The organism is uncultured Chitinophaga sp. (assembly GCF_902168175.1).
GTDB lineage: Bacteria > Bacteroidota > Bacteroidia > Chitinophagales > Chitinophagaceae > Chitinophaga.
Genome location: NZ_CABHOU010000101.1, coordinates 154,243 through 171,249 on the forward strand (window position 1 = coordinate 154,243; position 17,007 = coordinate 171,249).

10 protein-coding genes are annotated in these 17,007 nt (G+C 48.7%); 5 read left to right on the forward strand and 5 right to left on the reverse strand.

From position 1 onward, the window contains the following. Positions 1-50: 50 nt before the first annotated feature. The 5 genes from QZT80_RS24410 (at position 51) to QZT80_RS24430 (ending at position 10,094) form a co-directional block, all read left to right on the forward strand. Positions 51-2,870 carry a TIM-barrel domain-containing protein gene (locus QZT80_RS24410; RefSeq protein WP_295128648.1) on the forward strand — a complete coding sequence of 940 codons (2,820 nt, stop codon included), beginning with the start codon at positions 51-53 and terminating at the stop codon, positions 2,868-2,870. A 162-nt stretch (positions 2,871-3,032) separates the two neighbouring features. Next, positions 3,033-6,128 (forward strand): TonB-dependent receptor, encoded by a 3,096-nt coding sequence (locus tag QZT80_RS24415; protein WP_295128650.1) that lies wholly within the window; start codon positions 3,033-3,035, stop codon positions 6,126-6,128. Between the two features lie 13 nt (positions 6,129-6,141). Then, entirely contained in the window at positions 6,142-7,701 is a 1,560-nt protein-coding gene (locus QZT80_RS24420) for a RagB/SusD family nutrient uptake outer membrane protein (RefSeq protein WP_295128652.1), read from the forward strand. A 19-nt stretch (positions 7,702-7,720) separates the two neighbouring features. Next, positions 7,721-8,482, forward strand: a complete 762-nt coding sequence (locus QZT80_RS24425; RefSeq protein WP_295128654.1) for a hypothetical protein — start codon at positions 7,721-7,723, stop codon at positions 8,480-8,482. Between the two features lie 328 nt (positions 8,483-8,810). Further along, positions 8,811-10,094 carry a hypothetical protein gene (locus tag QZT80_RS24430; protein WP_295128656.1) on the forward strand — a complete coding sequence of 428 codons (1,284 nt, stop codon included), beginning with the start codon at positions 8,811-8,813 and terminating at the stop codon, positions 10,092-10,094. Positions 10,095-10,322: 228 nt separating this feature from the next. Here the strand turns inward: QZT80_RS24430 and QZT80_RS24435 are convergent, their stop codons facing one another. The 5 genes from QZT80_RS24435 to QZT80_RS24455 all read right to left on the reverse strand — a co-directional run bounded on the left by QZT80_RS24435 (position 10,323) and on the right by QZT80_RS24455 (position 16,924). Beyond that, on the reverse strand, positions 10,323-12,023 hold the full coding sequence (locus tag QZT80_RS24435; RefSeq protein WP_295128658.1) for a sodium/sugar symporter: 1,701 nt from the start codon (positions 12,021-12,023) through the stop codon (positions 10,323-10,325). Between the two features lie 149 nt (positions 12,024-12,172). Further along, the gene (gene araA, locus QZT80_RS24440; protein WP_295128660.1) at positions 12,173-13,675 is read right to left on the reverse strand and encodes an L-arabinose isomerase; all 1,503 of its coding nucleotides are present in this window, start codon (positions 13,673-13,675) and stop codon (positions 12,173-12,175) included. Between the two features lie 48 nt (positions 13,676-13,723). Beyond that, positions 13,724-14,422, reverse strand: coding sequence for an L-ribulose-5-phosphate 4-epimerase (locus tag QZT80_RS24445; protein WP_295128662.1), 699 nt, complete (start codon positions 14,420-14,422; stop codon positions 13,724-13,726). Further along, positions 14,419-16,074: a ribulokinase gene (locus tag QZT80_RS24450; protein ID WP_295128664.1), complete on the reverse strand. Its 1,656-nt coding sequence runs from the start codon at positions 16,072-16,074 to the stop codon at positions 14,419-14,421. Before QZT80_RS24450 ends, QZT80_RS24445 begins: the two co-directional genes overlap by 4 nt. Before the next feature lie 142 nt (positions 16,075-16,216). Then, positions 16,217-16,924, reverse strand: coding sequence for an NUDIX domain-containing protein (locus QZT80_RS24455; protein WP_295128666.1), 708 nt, complete (start codon positions 16,922-16,924; stop codon positions 16,217-16,219). Positions 16,925-17,007 lie beyond the last annotated feature (83 nt).

Consider the following 17,007-nt stretch of genomic DNA (forward strand, 5'->3'; position numbering starts at 1 on the left):
AGGTGCAACCACATCTAACACGATTATAGTAACGATACAATTCCACTGGTATGAAAAAAAGAATGGCAGGGTTCCTCGCGCTGAGCTTACTGTTTTCCATTGGCTGCATGGCCGATAATGTAGAAAAACTTCCCGACGGGCTCATTATCAAACTAAAGCACTACCGGTCAGGCACTGCGAAGCAGGTAAAGCTGCAGGTGATTTCCGACAAGATCATACACGTAACCGCCAGCGCCGACAATACCTTTTCGGCCACTCCCAGCCTGATCGTGCTTACGTCCGGCGCACCGGGTGCCAAATGGGAGTCGGAAGAGAAAGGTGATGAAGTTGTGCTGAAAACCGCTGCGCTTACGGCTACGGTGTTGCTGAGTACGGGCGAAGTGACCTTCCGCGACCTCCGCGGCCGTATTATACTACAGGAAAAGACAGGAGGCGGTAAAACATTTGCACCCGTAGAGATAGAGGGCAAACAGTTGTACCGTGTAAAACAAGTATTCGAATCTCCCAAAAACGAAGCCTTTTACGGGCTGGGCCAACCGCAAACGGGGCTGATGAACTATAAAGACAAAGATGTAGACCTTACCCAATACAACTCAGTAGCCGCAGTGCCTTTCCTGGTATCGAGCCGCAACTACGGCATTTTGTGGGACAACTACTCCATTACCCGCTTTGGCGACGACCGTGCGCAGCGTAACGTCGGAGAGCTTGTTGCTGGCAATGGCATAAAGGCCACTTACAGCGTAGATGGTAAAGTGCATACCATTCGTCACGAGCCGAACATCGACTACACCTTTATCCCCTCCCTTTCCAATATGCCCGCCGGTTTCCCGATGGACAAAGGGAAAGTGGTATGGGAAGGAAGTTTTACACCCGCGGCAGATGGAAAACATAAGTTTTATGTTACTGCATCGGGCTATATCAAAATATGGGTAGATGGGAAACTGCAACTGGACAGATGGCGGGAGAGCTGGAATCCGGGGCCGAGTATTATTGAAAATACTTACCGGACAGGCGAACCACATCAACTGAAAATAGAATGGGTACCAGAGTCGAACCAGTCGTTTATTTCCTTCAAATGGCTGGGACCTTCGGTGGAGTTGGAAGATAAGATGGCATTGAGCGCAGAAGCAGCAGAAAAGATCGATTACTATTTTATGTGGGGTAAAGATATGGACGAGGTGGTGAGCGGCTACCGGAGCCTGACCGGCAAAGCCTCCATGCTGCCCGCCTGGGCACTGGGCTTTTGGCAGAGCCGCGAGCGATACAAAACACAGGAAGAAATACTTAGCACCGTTAAAACCTTCCGCGAGCGCAACATCCCGCTGGACAACATTGTGCTGGACTGGTCGTACTGGAAAGAAGACGCCTGGGGCAGCCAGGAGTTCGACGAAAGCCGCTTTCCTGATGCAAAAGCCATGATCGGTGAGCTGCATGATAAATACCATACGCATTTCATGATTTCCGTATGGCCTAAGTTTTACGAGGGTATCAGTAACTATAAACTGTTTGATGACAAGGGATGGCTGTACCGTCAGAACATCGCCGATAAACAGCGCGACTGGATAGGAAAAGGTTACGTATCTACCTTTTATGATGCGTACAGTCCTGAAGCACGCGGCCTTTTCTGGCAACTGATGAACAAGAATTTGTTCAGTAAGGGCGTGGATGCCTGGTGGCTGGATGCCTCCGAACCAGATATCTATTCGAACTCCTCCATCGATCATCGCAAAAAGCTGATGACGCCAACGGCCTTGGGTCCTTCGGAACAGTACTTTAATGCGTACACCCTGATGAACGCAAAAGGCGTTTACGAAGGGCAGCGCAGCGTGAACAACGACCAGCGCGTGTTTATCCTTACCCGCACCGCATTTCCCGGTCTGCAACATTACGGAGCGGCAAGCTGGAGCGGTGATATCGCTGCCCGTTTCGATGAGATGGAAAGGCAAATACCTGCAGGCCTCAACATGTCGCTTTCAGGCCTGCCCTACTGGACCACCGATATTGGCGGCTTTTTCGTAGAGAACAAATACGATATGCCCAACCCGAAAGGCGCAGCCCTGGCCGAATGGCGTGAACTCAACACCCGCTGGTACCAGTACGGCTCTTTCTGCCCCCTGTTCCGTTCACATGGCCAATACCCGTACCGCGAAATATTTAACATCGCACCGGAACAAAGCGAGGAGTACCAGTCGATGTTGTATTACAACCGCCTCCGTTACCGCCTGATGCCTTATATCTATTCGCTCGCCGGCCATACGCACCACAGTGATTACACCATCATGCGTGCGCTGGTAATGGACTTTCCGAACGACAGCAGCGTAACAAACATAGGCGACCAGTTCATGTTCGGGCCCTCGTTGCTCGTAAATCCAGTGTACCATTATAAAGCAAGAGAACGTAAGCTCTACCTGCCCGCCGGTAATGGCTGGTACGATTTCTACAGCGGCAAATACAATGCAGGCGGCCAAAGCATAACCGCCAGCGCCCCATTAAGCCGTTTGCCCTTATTCGTTCGCGAAGGCAGCATATTACCTGCTGGTCCCGCACTGCAATACACCGGCGAAAAACCAGCCGATACGTTAACGCTGTTCGTGTACGGTGGTAAGGACGCGGAATTCACTCTCTATGAAGATGAGAATATCAATTATCAATATGAACAGGGGCGTTTTTCCAATATCCGCCTGGCTTACAATGAAGATAAGAAACAACTGACGATCGCGGAGCGGGAAGGCACATTCCCCGGTATGCTGCAACAGCGCGTGTTCCGCATTATATACATCAGCAAAAAAAATCCACAGGCTTTTAATCCGGAAAGTAAAGCACAAAAAATCATCAGGTATAATGGGAACACGCAAACGGTAACGCTGTAATAGCGCCCGTTGCGTTTATCCCTATGCAATAGTTCCATATACATTAAATCCACAAGTATGAAAAAGATCAACATTGTATTCATTCCCCCTGGTACATACGACGAACGATAAAGAGGTAACAGATAAACCACGGTTCAATTAAGCTCTAAAAAAATTACGGTTATGAAAAACGTTTACTACATGCCGGGCCTGTTGCGGGTCCCGCTGCAGGGAGTGTTCCTACTCTGCATGATGCTGGCCGGTACGGCGAGCTCCGCACAATCGGACAAACATCCCCTGAATGGAAAGGTGTTTTCCGCGAAAGACAATTCCCCTTTGCCGGGGGTAAACATCCTGGTAAAATCCAACCGCACCGGCACGGTTAGCGACGCCAACGGCGCTTTTCTGGTACAGGTGGATAACAACGATACCCTGGAAGTATCGCTGATCGGTTTTGTGAAACAGCTTGTACCAGTGAATGGCCGCAGCAATATCAGTTTACAACTCGAAGAAACCAGCACCGGTCTTGACGAAGTAGTGGTGGTAGGTTTCGGTTCAGAAAAAAAGAAACTAAATACCGGCGCGATAGGGCATGTGAACGGCGCCGATCTACAGGAAACTCATAGTCTGCGTGTTGACCAGGCCTTGCAGGGACAAACACCCGGCGTGCAGATCACGACTAATTCCGCCCAACCCGGCGAAGCCATGAAAGTGCGCATACGCGGAACAGGCACTGTGGGTAATTCAGATCCATTGTATATCGTAGATGGCGTGCCCACCGGCGATATCAGCTACCTGAACGCTTCAGATGTAGCCTCTATGGACGTGTTGAAAGACGCTGCCTCTGCTGCGATCTACGGCTCCCGCGCGGCAAATGGGGTAATCCTTATCACCACTAAAAAAGGCCGTAAAGGAGATATGACCGTATCGTACGACGGCTTTTACGGTGTGCAGAGTCCTGCCCGTAAATTGCCGCTACTGAACGCCAGGGAATATGCCATCATTATGAACGAAGCGGCTATCAACTCCGGCCGGCCACCGTACTTCAGTTTAGACCAGATCAACAACTACGGCAAAGGCACCGACTGGCAGGAGCATATTTATAATGACAATGCCCCTACGCAAAGCCATACTCTTACGATATCAGGCGGTTCTGAGAAATCGACCTACTCCACTTCCGTTGGTTACATGAAACAGGCCGGGGTGATAGGTTTCAAGGGACAGTCAGAATACGAGCGGGTGAACATACGTTTGAGCACCGAGCATAAAATGTATAAAGACGTGCTGCGTTTCGGACAGAACTTTACGTACACCATGTCGAATAAAAAAGGTGTAGGCGTTGGGAATATTTACAGCAACACACTGCGCCCGGTTATTAACGTGAGTCCATTGTTCCCCGTTTACGACTCCAGCGGCGATTTCGCGAAATCGACCTTTAATCCGGACGAAACTAACCCGGTGGCACTCATGTATTACTCGTACAACAACAAGACGAAATCGGACCGTTTCCTGGGCAATGTGTACCTGGAACTGGAGCCCATTAAGGGGTTGAAGTTGCGGAGTGACTTCGGCATGGACGCCAACTTCGTTTCCGGGAACGCGTTTTACCCAGCGTACAACCTGTCTACCAACGTGGTAAACAACCTCTCCCGCGCTGCGCAGGACATGGGCCGCTACGCTACCTGGAATTGGGACAATACGATCTCTTACCAGCGCGACTTCGGCAAACATAACATCAACGTGCTGGGCGGTATGACATCCAACGAGTACAATGGTTTTAACATGAGCGGCTCCAAAGAGGACCTACTGGTACTGGATTTCGCGCATGCCATCATTGATAACGGCACCAATGAAGAAACGCGTAAAGTGTCGGGTAGTCGTAATGAAAGCGCATTACTCTCCTACTTTGGTCGTGTTGGTTACAACTATGCCGAGAAGTATATGCTCACTGCGATATTCAGGGCCGATGGTTCTACCAAGTTCGGCGCCAATAACCGGTTCGGTTATTTCCCTTCCGTTTCTGCGGGATGGGTGGCCACGAATGAAAAGTTTTTCCATACCAGCTGGCTTAGCTTCCTGAAGTTGCGGGCAGGCTGGGGCCAAAACGGTAACCAGCCCACCGACGACTTCCTGTACCTGGCTACCATCACGTCTACCAATAAAGACTATTACTTTGGAGAAGGAGATGTAAAGTTCGTAGGTTCCTCCCCCGATCGCGTTGCCAACCCCGATCTGAAATGGGAGACCTCAGAGCAAACCAATATAGGCCTTGATGCTGAGTTCCTCGGCGCCTTCAACCTCACCGTGGACTGGTATCGAAAGACTACCAAAGACTGGCTGATTGCGCCTCCTGTGCCCGCGCTTGCGGGTGCTAACCCACCGATGATCAACGGTGGCAGTGTGAAAAACGAAGGCGTGGAGATAAGTTTGGGTTATCACCATACATTCGGTGATTTTACAGTAAATGTAAATCCAAATCTGACTTTCAATAAGAATACCGTCATCGATATACCCAACCAGGAGAAGATCATACAGGGCGAAGCAGGTATCAATTTCGTGGGGGGAGATGAGTTTTTCCGCGCACAGAAAGGCTTCCCGATGGGGTACTTTTACGGACTGCAAACTGCAGGTATATTCCAGAACACCAGCGAAGTAAATAGTTATGTAGACAAAGCAGGCAAAAGGATTCAACCAGATGCCCTGCCTGGCGACGTACGTTTCGTAGACCGTAACGCCGATGGCCTTATCGACTCCAGGGATAAAACGATGATCGGTAACCCCAATCCGGATGTGAGTTACGGACTGAACCTGAGCGTGAATTACAAAGGAATCGACCTTTCGGTTTACGTCTACGGCGTGGCCGGCAACCAGGTGTACGATGGTATCCGCGACTTCTCGCGTCCGCAAAGTAACTACACCACCGAAATTCTTGGTCGCTGGACTGGCGAAGGTACTTCCAACAGGCTTCCGCGGATGACGTTACATGATGAAAAGAACCTGAACTACACGCGTGCATCCGACCTGTTTGTACACGATGCCAACTTTCTGCGCTTCCGCAGCATCAATATTGGTTATGACCTTAAACAAAGCCTGCTGCGTAAGGTAAAATTACAGCAGTGCCGGTTGTATGTATCAGGCCTCAACCTGCTTACACTCACCAAATATAAAGGCATGGACCCCGAAGTTGGTTATGCGCCAACCGGCTGGGCTTCCGGCATAGATATCGGTACCTATCCGCAGCCCAAAACGCTGATGGTTGGCTTAAATGTGAAACTCTAAAACGAAGCAGATCATGAAAAAACTAATCACCTCCATCATTATACTTACCCTTGCCGCCTCATGCAGCAAGAGTTTCCTCGAAAGAGACCCGCTGAACAAAAGAACCACCGAGAGCTTTTACAAAACGCCCAAAGACGCTTTGGAAGCACTGGTAGCAGTATACGATGTGTTACAGCTCGGCGGTTTCGACAACATTCACCTCATCTCTGAAATAGCCAGCGACAATTGTTTTGGCGGTGGCGGCGAATCAGATATGTCGTGGAAGCGTTGGGACAGGTTCGAAAATGATATCAATACAAACGATGGCCCCTGGACGAAGTATTATCAAGGGATTTACCGGGCGAATGTGCTGCTGGCCAATATCGACAATGTGAACTGGGGCGCCGATTCTTCCAACAAAGTGAAGTACGTAGCCGAAGCCCGTTTCCTCCGCGCTTACTTCTACTTCGACCTCGTACGTATGTTCGGTAATGTACCACTGGTTACCAAACCGCTGGACCCTACAGAATATTTTCAGCCACAGGCAAAACCAGAAGAAGTATATAAAGTGATAGCAGAAGACCTGGAATTCGCGATCGCTAATCTTGCCCCTACTCCTTATGCTTCTATTGCCAAAGCCGATTACGGGCGTGTTACGCACTGGGCAGCAGAAGCTCTGCTGGCAAGAGTTTATCTTTACTACACCGGCTACTATGCACAAAACGACCTGGCGGGTGTAACCGATAAAGTAAAAGTGCGCGGTTACCTCGAAGAACTGATCAACACCAGCGGTTATGGAATGATAGATTCGTTTCCCCTGCTGTGGCAATCATCACTCGCGAATTTTGCAAAAGAGGATAATAAAGAAACTGTGTTCTCCATTAAGTTCACCTCCGCCGGTCTTAAAGACTGGAATAAAAACGATGGGAACAGGATGATGGTGATGATAGGCATTCGTAATAAAACCGTACTTCCCTACTACAAAGGCTGGGGCGCGGGATCGGTAAATCCTAAACTATATGCGGCTTACGAAACCGGCGATACACGAAGAACTTCATCCATTATTTCCGTTACGGATGAAAACCTGACGTACAACGAAAGCTATCCGCAATACACCAGTTTCTTTTGGAAAAAATATATGCCGATGAATGATATGAAGCCAGAAGACGTAGGCGGCGATTTCCAGATAGACAACTATTATGATTATGTAGTAATTCGTTATGCCGATGTATTACTGATGGCCGCAGAACTACAGCTGGACGGCGATCTTGGCAAAGCACAGGACTACTACAACCAGGTACGCGACCGTGCGTTCAGGAACAACAACCATCGTATTACAGTTACCAATACCGACGCCGGCAAACAGCTGATCATGAACGAACGCAGGCTGGAACTGGCATTGGAAGGTGTAAGGTACTGGGACCTTTTGCGGCAGGGTGTTACCGTAGCCAAAGCCGCCATAGACAATACCAGCGCCGACGCGCAGTTTAACGTCAGCTTCCGCCCCGAAACAAAGGGGCTGCTGCAAATCCCCCAGAAACAAATTAACCTGAGCAACGGCAGTCTGCATCAAAATGAAGGATGGAGTTTGTAATCATCTTAAAAACATTGACATGAAAAAGTTCCGCATATTATATACACTGCTCATTGCCGCTACCCTGGCCTCCTGCGACCCGCGCGAAGACCGGGAAGATATGCCAGCACCAATAGCAGCATCGCAAATAAAATTCGCTGTTACCCAGCAAGCCGGTTACGATAACAAGGTAATGCTTGAAAACCAGACAGCAGGTGTGCTGGCTTATTGGGACTATGGGATCGGCATATCCAACAAACAAAAGGATACGATCATACTACCTTTCGCAGGCACTTACAACATCAAATTTTATGCTTACAGCAAAGGCGGGCCGGTAAAAGATTCCGCTTCTGTTACAGTATCCAGCAACGATGCTAATTACTTCGCCAACCCCATGTGGAACCAGCTAACAAATGGTCAAACCGGCAAAGTATGGGTGTGGGCGATAGATGAACCCAATGGCGCCTGCTACGGCAACGGCTCCGGGGGCGCTTTAACACCCGAATGGTGGCGTGTGGGTGTACCCGATCTTACATCCTGGGGCGTAGTTAACGATGAAATGACCTTTGACCTGAACGGTGCCGCCAACTTCACTAAAGTGAGCAAAGGCAAAACAGAAAAAGGGTTTTTCGCGCTCGACACACTCAACAAAACACTTAAAATAACCGGCAGCGATATCAGCAATGGAAAGGGCATAGTGTACAACATCGTTAAGATCAATAACAACGAACTAACAGTAGTAGAACAGGGCGACGGGTGGAGGAACCTGTGGTTGTTCAAACGCAAAGGTTTTAATTATTAACGATACTGTTCATCCAGGTTTTACACTCCAAAAGCCACAATCTTTTAGAGCACGATTGAACCGGTAATCATAACCGGTTAATGTTGAACAACGGTCCCCTGCAGTGGCGGGGGACTTTGTTTTACAGCGCTCAGGTAATGCTATCCATAACCACCCCGGAGGTTTGCAGAGTTATCAGGCGGATAGCGCAAACATTGTATACATCTACAACCACCCTCTTACGTGTAACTACTTAATCGTAAAAACACTCACTCCTACTTACGCGCACCGACTACACGCTCTCTACCTTTGCAACCCGGTCGATTAACCCCGATCGTACAACGGAACCATGAAGATGATCACACTACGTAACAACGGCTTACCAGGCTGGCTGGCGGCTATTTGCATGCTTTTATTTACAGCCTGTGCTAAAAAAGACAACCAGGTGAAACCCGCCCAACCCGCTACCGGTGTGGTTCGGCCTATTGGCGGCTTACTGGGCCCCGCCACTACCAAACAGATAGGGGCAGATGGTGGTACTATTGCCAATGCGGACGGCAGCTTGCAGGTGAGTATACCGGCGGGAGCGCTGACTAATACCACCACTATTAGCCTGGAGCCAATTGAGAATACAAATCCCGGTGGCATTGGCACTGGTTACAGGCTAACGCCGCATGGCATCACCTTTCTCAAGCCAGTTAGTATTACGTTCTCCTATGCGGCGATGAGTTCCATGATTTCTTATCCCCCAGCCCTGGGGATTGCTTACCAGGATGCGAAAGGCATATGGCAGTATATGGCTGAACCTGTTATCAATACCAATAACAAAAGCATCACTATAAACAGCACCCATTTCAGCGACTGGACGCTGATGTTATGGATGTTCCTGACCCCGCAAACGGCCGACGTGGACGTAAACGGAGACGTTCCGCTGAAGGCGGTAAGAGTGTTGCCAACGGCGCTGGAAGGCGATGTACTGGTGCCGCTGGTGCCGCCGGAAGGTGAAGGGATACCTGTTGGCGACCAGGTACCACTGGAGAAGAAGTACATCAAAAAATGGGATCTCGCAGGAGCAGGTGTTTTGGAATCCGAAGGGGCTGAAGCTACCTACTTCGCTCCTTCCGAAGTGCCGACCAATAACCCTGTGGCAGTAACCCTCGCCCTCAATCTGAAAAGCGCAGCAGTTACCCTCGTAACCGCCATCAATATTACTGGTAGTAGTATTTCGTTTCGCATTAACGGCGGCAACTGGCAGAGCATGCGCGCCACCGCGTTTAAATCTGGCGATACATATAACCTGCTTGCCGCTGAAGACGGCCGTGTGATTGATCTGAAATTTGAGTCTGCTGTGGGTTTTCATGCTTACCGCAATGGAAACAACACCCAAACTAAAAATAGCTTCATGCTCAGCGAGAACAATGCGTTAGACTCCTATAAATGCTTCTATATCGATGGCGAGCACATACTGCTAAGCGATGGAGGAATTACGATCACCAGCATGGGCATAGATGATGGCTATATCACCGGTACGTTCACCGTAGTCCCTTCCGGGCGTTTTAGCTCAATGGACGGACGTTACCTCGGGTCGGCCAATATAGACGGCAAATTCAGAGTAAAGAAATCGACCTTATAATTACGGGGGTTGTCCCTGTTAAGAAGGTACAAATCATGGCAGTGGATAGTCCTTAGTGTTCGATTTTAACATTGGCGAGGCATAAATTCGCCCGAATGCGGATAATCCCTGGTAACATTACATCAGTATAAAAAGAGGGAGGCCGGAAAAATCCGGCCTCCGATAGCATCCACGTCATGCTGAGATCTTATGAAATAAGATATCCCAGAAAATTTAATATCATCTAGCTTACCAGAACCGCACGTACAGGGCGGTGAGGATCAGCAAAGTAACTACGATCAGGGCGATAGTAGAAGGTTCTGCCTTAAACATCGCTTTATCCAGCTCGAAAGCTTTCGGATTAATTTTCGGTCCGGCCAGGCTGATAGCCACCATTACCACTACGGTAAAGAAGAAAGACCAGCCCATACAGATCAGGAACGGAATCTCGTAAACGCCTTTACTGTTAATGAAAGCGGTATAGAGAATTGTTTCGTGACCAAACCACTGTGGTGCATAGTTATTAAAAACAACTGATAATGCAAAACCAGTTACCACACCCGCTACAGCAGCAGCTCCTGTGGTACGTTTCCAGAACATGCCTAACAGGAACATCGCGAATACGCCAGGGCTGATAAAGCCGGTATACTTCTGGATAAATGTGAACCCACCTTCACCACCGATGTTCAGGGTATCTTTCCAGGTAAACGCGATCGCTATCAACATAGAAGCCACGATAGCCAAACGACCGATCCATACCAGTTTCTTTTCGTCCGATTCCTTTCTGATATACTTTTTATAGATATCCAGTGTAAAGATCGTTGAAATACTGTTTGCTTTACCGGCCAGGGAGGCTACGATAGCTGCTGTTAAGGCTGCCAGCGATAAACCTTTCAAACCTGTAGGCAGGAAGCTCAGTACCGCAGAATAGGCGTTATCGGGGTTAAATTTACCACCGGAAGCCATTTCTGCCTGTAAGCTACCATTTTTATACAACACATACGCAGCAATACCCGGAAGCATTACGATGACAGGCATCATCAGCTTCAACAAACCAGCGAACAGGATACCGTTGCGGGCAGTCTTAAGATCTGCGCCCAGCGCGCGTTGTGTGATATATTGGTTACAGCCCCAGTAGTTCAGGTTTACGATCCACTGCCCGGCGAAGTACATCGCTATACCTGGCAGCATCAGGTACTTATTAATTTCCTCCTGCGAGGCACCTGGCCCCGGTTTGGGAAGTATCATTTTAAAGTGATCAGGACTGTCCTTCAGCAACTGGTTGAAACCCGCCAGCGCATTCTTTCCAAGTCCGAAATGCTCGCTCACCATAGTCAGCGCCAGGTACGTGGTAGCCAAACCACCGATGATAAGCACTACCACCTGTATTACATCGGTATAACCGATCACCTTCATACCACCCAGGGTGATAACGAGGGCAAATGCAGCCAAACCAATCATGATAAGGTGAAAGTTCTCCCCTCCGCCAATCAGGTTGCTGATAGCCAGCGCGCCCAGGAACAGGATGGAAGTTAAGTTTACAAATACATACAGGAACAACCAGAAAACAGCCATGATCAGTGCTACTGTTTCATTATAGCGGGTTTTCAGGAATTGTGGCATCGTGTATATCTTGTTCTTAAGATATACCGGGATAAACCACATAGCCACGATAATAAGTGCGATAGCCGCTACCCATTCGTATGCTGCAACGGCCACACCAACGGTAAAACCGTTACCGCTCATGCCGATGAATTGTTCTGCCGAAATGTTAGAAGCAATCAAAGATGCACCAATAGCCCACCAGGTAAGTGAACCCTCTGCTAAGAAGAAATCTTTGGTATCGATGCTGTCTTTTTTCTTACGGCGGTAGATCCAGTAGCCATAACCCGCTACGAGGAAAAAGTAGATGACAAATATGATGTAATCTATGTTGCTCAGTTTGTTCATAAGGAGAACGTTGTTGTTGTTTTTAAGTGGAATATTTCTTCGTCGGGAATAGGTTTATTTTTCTGGTTGATTTTGTCTGATGTTAACGGGAGGCAGCGGATTCACGGGCGCTGCCTCCAAGTTAACGTAATAAAGCAAATATTTATTTATTATGCCTTGTTAATTTGATAATACACTTCGTTCCAGCGAAGTTCGTTGCGGAACTGGTAGAGGTCTGTTTTTGCGCCGATATGTACGAACTCAATGCCCGCCATGTCTGCAAAGTCCTGCATGTGTTCTGCGTTCAGGTTTTGGCTGTAACAGGTATGGTGTGCGCCACCTGCCAGTATCCATGCTGCAAGCGCTGTGTTCATGTCGGGCAATGCTTTCCAGAGAACGCGGGCTACAGGCAGTTTAGGCAGATCATGTTCCGGCTTCACGGCTTCCACATCATTTACCAGCAGGCGGAAACGGTTACCCATATCCACGATAGACGCGTTGATGGCCGCCCCAGCCGCCACGTTAAACACCAGCCTTACCGGGTCGGCTTTACCACCGATACCCAACGGATGTACTTCGCAGGAAGCCTTACCATCTGCAATGGAGGAACAGATTTCGAGCATGTGAGAACCCAGTACCAGACGGTTGTTCGGATCAAAATGATAGGTATAATCTTCCATGAAAGCGTTACCACCTTTGAGGCCAGTACCCATCGTTTTCATCGCCCGCACCAGCGCCGATGTTTTCCAGTCGCCCTCACCGGCAAAGCCATAACCAGAAGCCATCAGCCTTTGCGCTGCGATACCTGGCAACTGGATCATACCATGCAGATCCTCAAACGTATCGGTAAATCCTTTAAAATTACCATTCTCCAAAAAGCTGCGAAGGCCCAATTCAATCCTGGCCGCTTCTTTCAGCGATTCGTATTTGTCACCACCTTTACGAAGGGCAGCTACTACATTATAAGCAGATTCATATTCGTCTGTAAGTGCCGCCAGTGAAGCGTCAGAAACAGCTTTGATATGTTCGACTACATCTCCTACTCCATACGTATTTACAGCAAAACCGAACTTCAGTTCAGCTTCTACTTTATCACCTTCTGTAACCGCTACATAACGCATGTTATCGCCAATACGGGCGAAACGTGCGCCCTGTAGATCGGCCCAGCCTGCAGCAGCACGCGTCCAGGTTTCAATGCTGTTCAGCACCGATTCCTCCTGCCAGTGCCCCACCACTACCTTCCTGTTTATACGCATGCGCGATACCATGTGTCCAAATTCACGGTCGCCGTGAGCACTTTGGTTCAGGTTCATGAAGTCCATGTCTATATCTTTCCAGGGAATATCGCGATTGAACTGTGTATGCAGGTGCAGCAAAGGTTTTTGCAATACTTTCAGACCGCCGATCCACATTTTAGCAGGCGAAAAAGTGTGCATCCAGGTAATGATACCGATACAATCTTTCGCCACATTTGCTTCCTGGCAAACCTGGTAAATTTCTTCGGGCGTTTTAACAACAGGCTTAAACACAACACGCACCGGTACCTGCGGAGCTTTGTCCAGCGAAGCTGCAATAGTTTGCGCATTGGCCGCAACCTGGCGCAGTGTTTCTTCTCCGTATAAATGCTGGCTGCCGGTGACGAACCAAACTTCAAATGCTTTCAAATCTGCCATTGTAAAGTGAAATTTTTTTAATGATAATAGTAGTGTAATTGACGTGTTTTATTGCCCGTAATAAGAATCGGGACCATGTTTGCGTTCGAAGTGCTTGCGTATCAGCGCATCCTTCAGGCGGGGGGCCTGGGGATTAATAGTTTCTGTGAGATAAGCCATGCGTGAAACTTCTTCCAGTACTGCTGCATTGTAAACCGCTTTATCAGCCGTTTTACCCCAGGTAAATGGTGCGTGGTTACCCACCAGTATCATCTCCACCTCTTCATAACTCAACCCTCTTTCCTTGAAACAGTTCAATATCTGAAAACCTGTTTCATACTCATAGTTCCCTTTAATCATCTCATCGCTCATTGGCGGGGCACAAGGCACATCTACCGTGAGGTGGTCGGCGTGCGTGGTGCCAAAGATGGGAACGTCGCGCTGCGCCTGTGCCCAGGCAGTAGCGTAAGTTGAATGGGTATGTACAACGCTGCCTATTTTAGGCCAGTGTTTATACAATACCGCGTGGGTTTTAGTATCCGAAGATGGACGAAGTTTACCTTCGACAGTAACACCATCGAAATCAACGATCACCATATCATCAGGCAGCAACCGGTCGTAGGGAACGCCACTTGGCTTGATAGCGAAGAGCCCTTTACTATGATCGGCCATGCTTACATTACCGAAAGTGAAAAGTACCAGGCCCAGTTTAGGCAGCTGCATATTGGCTTCGTAGGCCGTTTGCTTCAGTTGCTGGTATTGGCTCATGCGTAAATATTTTCTGAGAATGCACCCAGTTGTAAAAACTTTTTATAACGTTGAGCGTAATAGGCCACATTTTCCGGCTGTGGTTCCCATACTTTCTCATAACCACCGAACATAGCTTTTTGTGCTTCGGATACATTGCTGTAAACACCTGCAGCCACGGCCGCAAACATCGCAGCACCAATAGCACATGCCTGTTCGTTCTGCACGATCTTGATCGGCCGGTTCATTACGTTAGCCAATACCTGCATGGCATAACCTGATTTTTTAGCAACGCCACCCAGTGCTATCACTTCTTTGATAGGCACGCCTTCGTTCTCAAAGCGATCGGCAATGCTTTTTGCGCCAAAAGCCGTAGCTTCTACCAGCCCCTTAAACAGGTGTACGGCATCCGTACCCAGGTGAAGACCGATCATGGCGCTTTTAACAGTATGGTTTGCGTCTGGTGTACGACGGCCGTTAAACCAGTCGAGTACCAGTATATCATTATCTTTTAAAGGTAAATTTTGCGCTTCGCCGGAGAGGTAAGCCAGCAGTTTATCTTCGTACTGCTGCATCTTCTGCGGATCGAGGTCGCCATTCATCAGCGCAGCCATCGGCTTGATAATCAGTTTACGCAACCATGCGTACACATCACCATAAGCACTCTGGCCGGCTTCCATGCCCAGCATACCAGGCACTACAGAGCCATCAACCTGTCCGCAGATACCTTTGATCAGCAGGTGACCGGTAGCGTCCATCGGAGCCATAAGGATATCGCAGGTGCTGGTACCTATGATCTTGCAAAGGGCATAAGGTTGTATATCAGCTCCCACAGCACCCATGTGCGCGTCAAAAGCGCCAACGCCAATTACCACATCAGCCGGAAGGCCCAGTTTAGCGGCCCATTCGGCGGTAATAGTACCGGCAGCTTCGCTGGAAACTACCGAATCGGTGAACATTTTATCATATTTAACCAGCAGCGGGTCTACGGCTTCCAGGAAAGACGCCGGGGGCAAACCGCCCCATGACTCGTGCCACATGGCTTTATGTCCGGCAGCGCAACGGCTGCGGACAAGTGTTTTGACATCGTTATTACCGGTAAGCAGTGCGGGGATCCAGTCGCAATGCTCCACCCAGGCCACCGCTTTTTCACGAACAGCCACATCTACCTTAATAACATGCATCATTTTAGCCCAAAACCATTCACTACTATAAATACCGCCGCAATATTTGGTATAGTCTTCACCCTGACCACTGTGAGCTACCTGGTTAATACGTTCTGCCTCATCGTTGGCCGTATGATCTTTCCAGAGTACGAACATCGCGTTCGGGTTCTCTTCAAACCCGGGCGTAAGTGCCAGCGGGGTGCCGGCAGCATCAACAGCTACAGGCGTAGAGCCGGTTGTATCTATAGAAATACCTTTAACGGCCGCTTTTATATCGGCCGGACATTGTGCCAAAGCTTCCTTGATGGCAGCTTCCAGGCTTTCCAGGTAATCAAGTGGGTGTTGGCGATATTGTTGGGACGAAGGGTCGCAGTACAAGCCCTGCTTCCAACGTGGATAATAATTTACGGCGCTGGCTACCGTTTCTCCGTTCTGAGTGCTGGCTACCAGGGCCCTCACCGAATCCGTTCCAAAGTCGACGCCTATTACATAAGCACTCTTGTTCATAACGCGTTTTGTGATTATTGTCAGTTTGACATTTAATAAAAGTAAACAAAAATAAATTGTCTACACGACAATTATTCCAAAAATAACACTTTTCTCAACTTTCCCAACGGTAATTTTACCGTCGGGGCCCGTTGGGAAGGCATTATTTCAGATTATGCGGTTTTGCGATGAAATTCAGGAAAGAATGGAAATTTGCATTGTACCTCCGTTTGTCGAGCTTATAGTAAAAAGCACCTCTCTTCGAACTTTCCTTTTCTTTATCCTTTTGTTTAACCAGCAGTTTGAGCGACAGTATTTTACGGCTGAAGTTACGTTTGTCGAAATCGGTTTCGTAAACGCCTTCGTACAATAGCTGCAACTGTGGTATGGTAAATTTCTGTGGCAGCAGTTCGAACAGGATCGGGTGGATGGCTGCTTTGTACCGCAGTTTTTCTTTGGCCATTTCTATCATCTCCGTATGATCGAAGATTAGTTCGGGTACTTGCGACAAGGAAAACCATTCTGCATGAAACTCGTGCTTAAGTTGCTGGCGATGGTACTGGTTAATATCCAACAGGGCAAAGTAGGCGATGGATGCAGTGCGTTCAATCGGGTCGCGGTCGGGACGGCTGAAGGCGAACAACTGTTCCAGGTAAATATCCTGCAGACCGGTAAGTTGCGATAGCACACGTGTGGCCGCACCCTCAAAACTTTCTTCTGGTTGAACAAAGCCTCCCATCACGCTCCACTTCCCTTTCTCTGGTTCAAACCCACGCTTAATGAGCAACACTTTAAGTTCCTGCCCGTCGAATCCGAAAATGATACAATCCACTGCTACTAACAACCGCTTCTGTTTACCGTAACTGGTCATATTAACGCGAAATTTATGCAATATTTAAACTTATGCCTGCGGGCTTTGGCGGCCCTGCTGATATTCCTATCAAAATAAGCTAT

Bases quoted from the DNA above. Each gene is read 5' to 3' on its own strand.
- QZT80_RS24410 (WP_295128648.1), top strand. From the start codon at position 51: ATGAAAAAAAGAATGGCAGGGTTCCTCGCGCTGAGCTTACTGTTTTCC.
- QZT80_RS24415 (WP_295128650.1), top strand. From the start codon at position 3,033: ATGAAAAACGTTTACTACATGCCGGGCCTGTTGCGGGTCCCGCTGCAG.
- QZT80_RS24420 (WP_295128652.1), top strand. From the start codon at position 6,142: ATGAAAAAACTAATCACCTCCATCATTATACTTACCCTTGCCGCCTCA.
- QZT80_RS24425 (WP_295128654.1), top strand. From the start codon at position 7,721: ATGAAAAAGTTCCGCATATTATATACACTGCTCATTGCCGCTACCCTG.
- QZT80_RS24430 (WP_295128656.1), top strand. From the start codon at position 8,811: ATGAAGATGATCACACTACGTAACAACGGCTTACCAGGCTGGCTGGCG.
- QZT80_RS24435 (WP_295128658.1), bottom strand. From the start codon at position 12,023: ATGAACAAACTGAGCAACATAGATTACATCATATTTGTCATCTACTTT.
- araA (WP_295128660.1), bottom strand. From the start codon at position 13,675: ATGGCAGATTTGAAAGCATTTGAAGTTTGGTTCGTCACCGGCAGCCAG.
- QZT80_RS24445 (WP_295128662.1), bottom strand. From the start codon at position 14,422: ATGAGCCAATACCAGCAACTGAAGCAAACGGCCTACGAAGCCAATATG.
- QZT80_RS24450 (WP_295128664.1), bottom strand. From the start codon at position 16,074: ATGAACAAGAGTGCTTATGTAATAGGCGTCGACTTTGGAACGGATTCG.
- QZT80_RS24455 (WP_295128666.1), bottom strand. From the start codon at position 16,924: ATGACCAGTTACGGTAAACAGAAGCGGTTGTTAGTAGCAGTGGATTGT.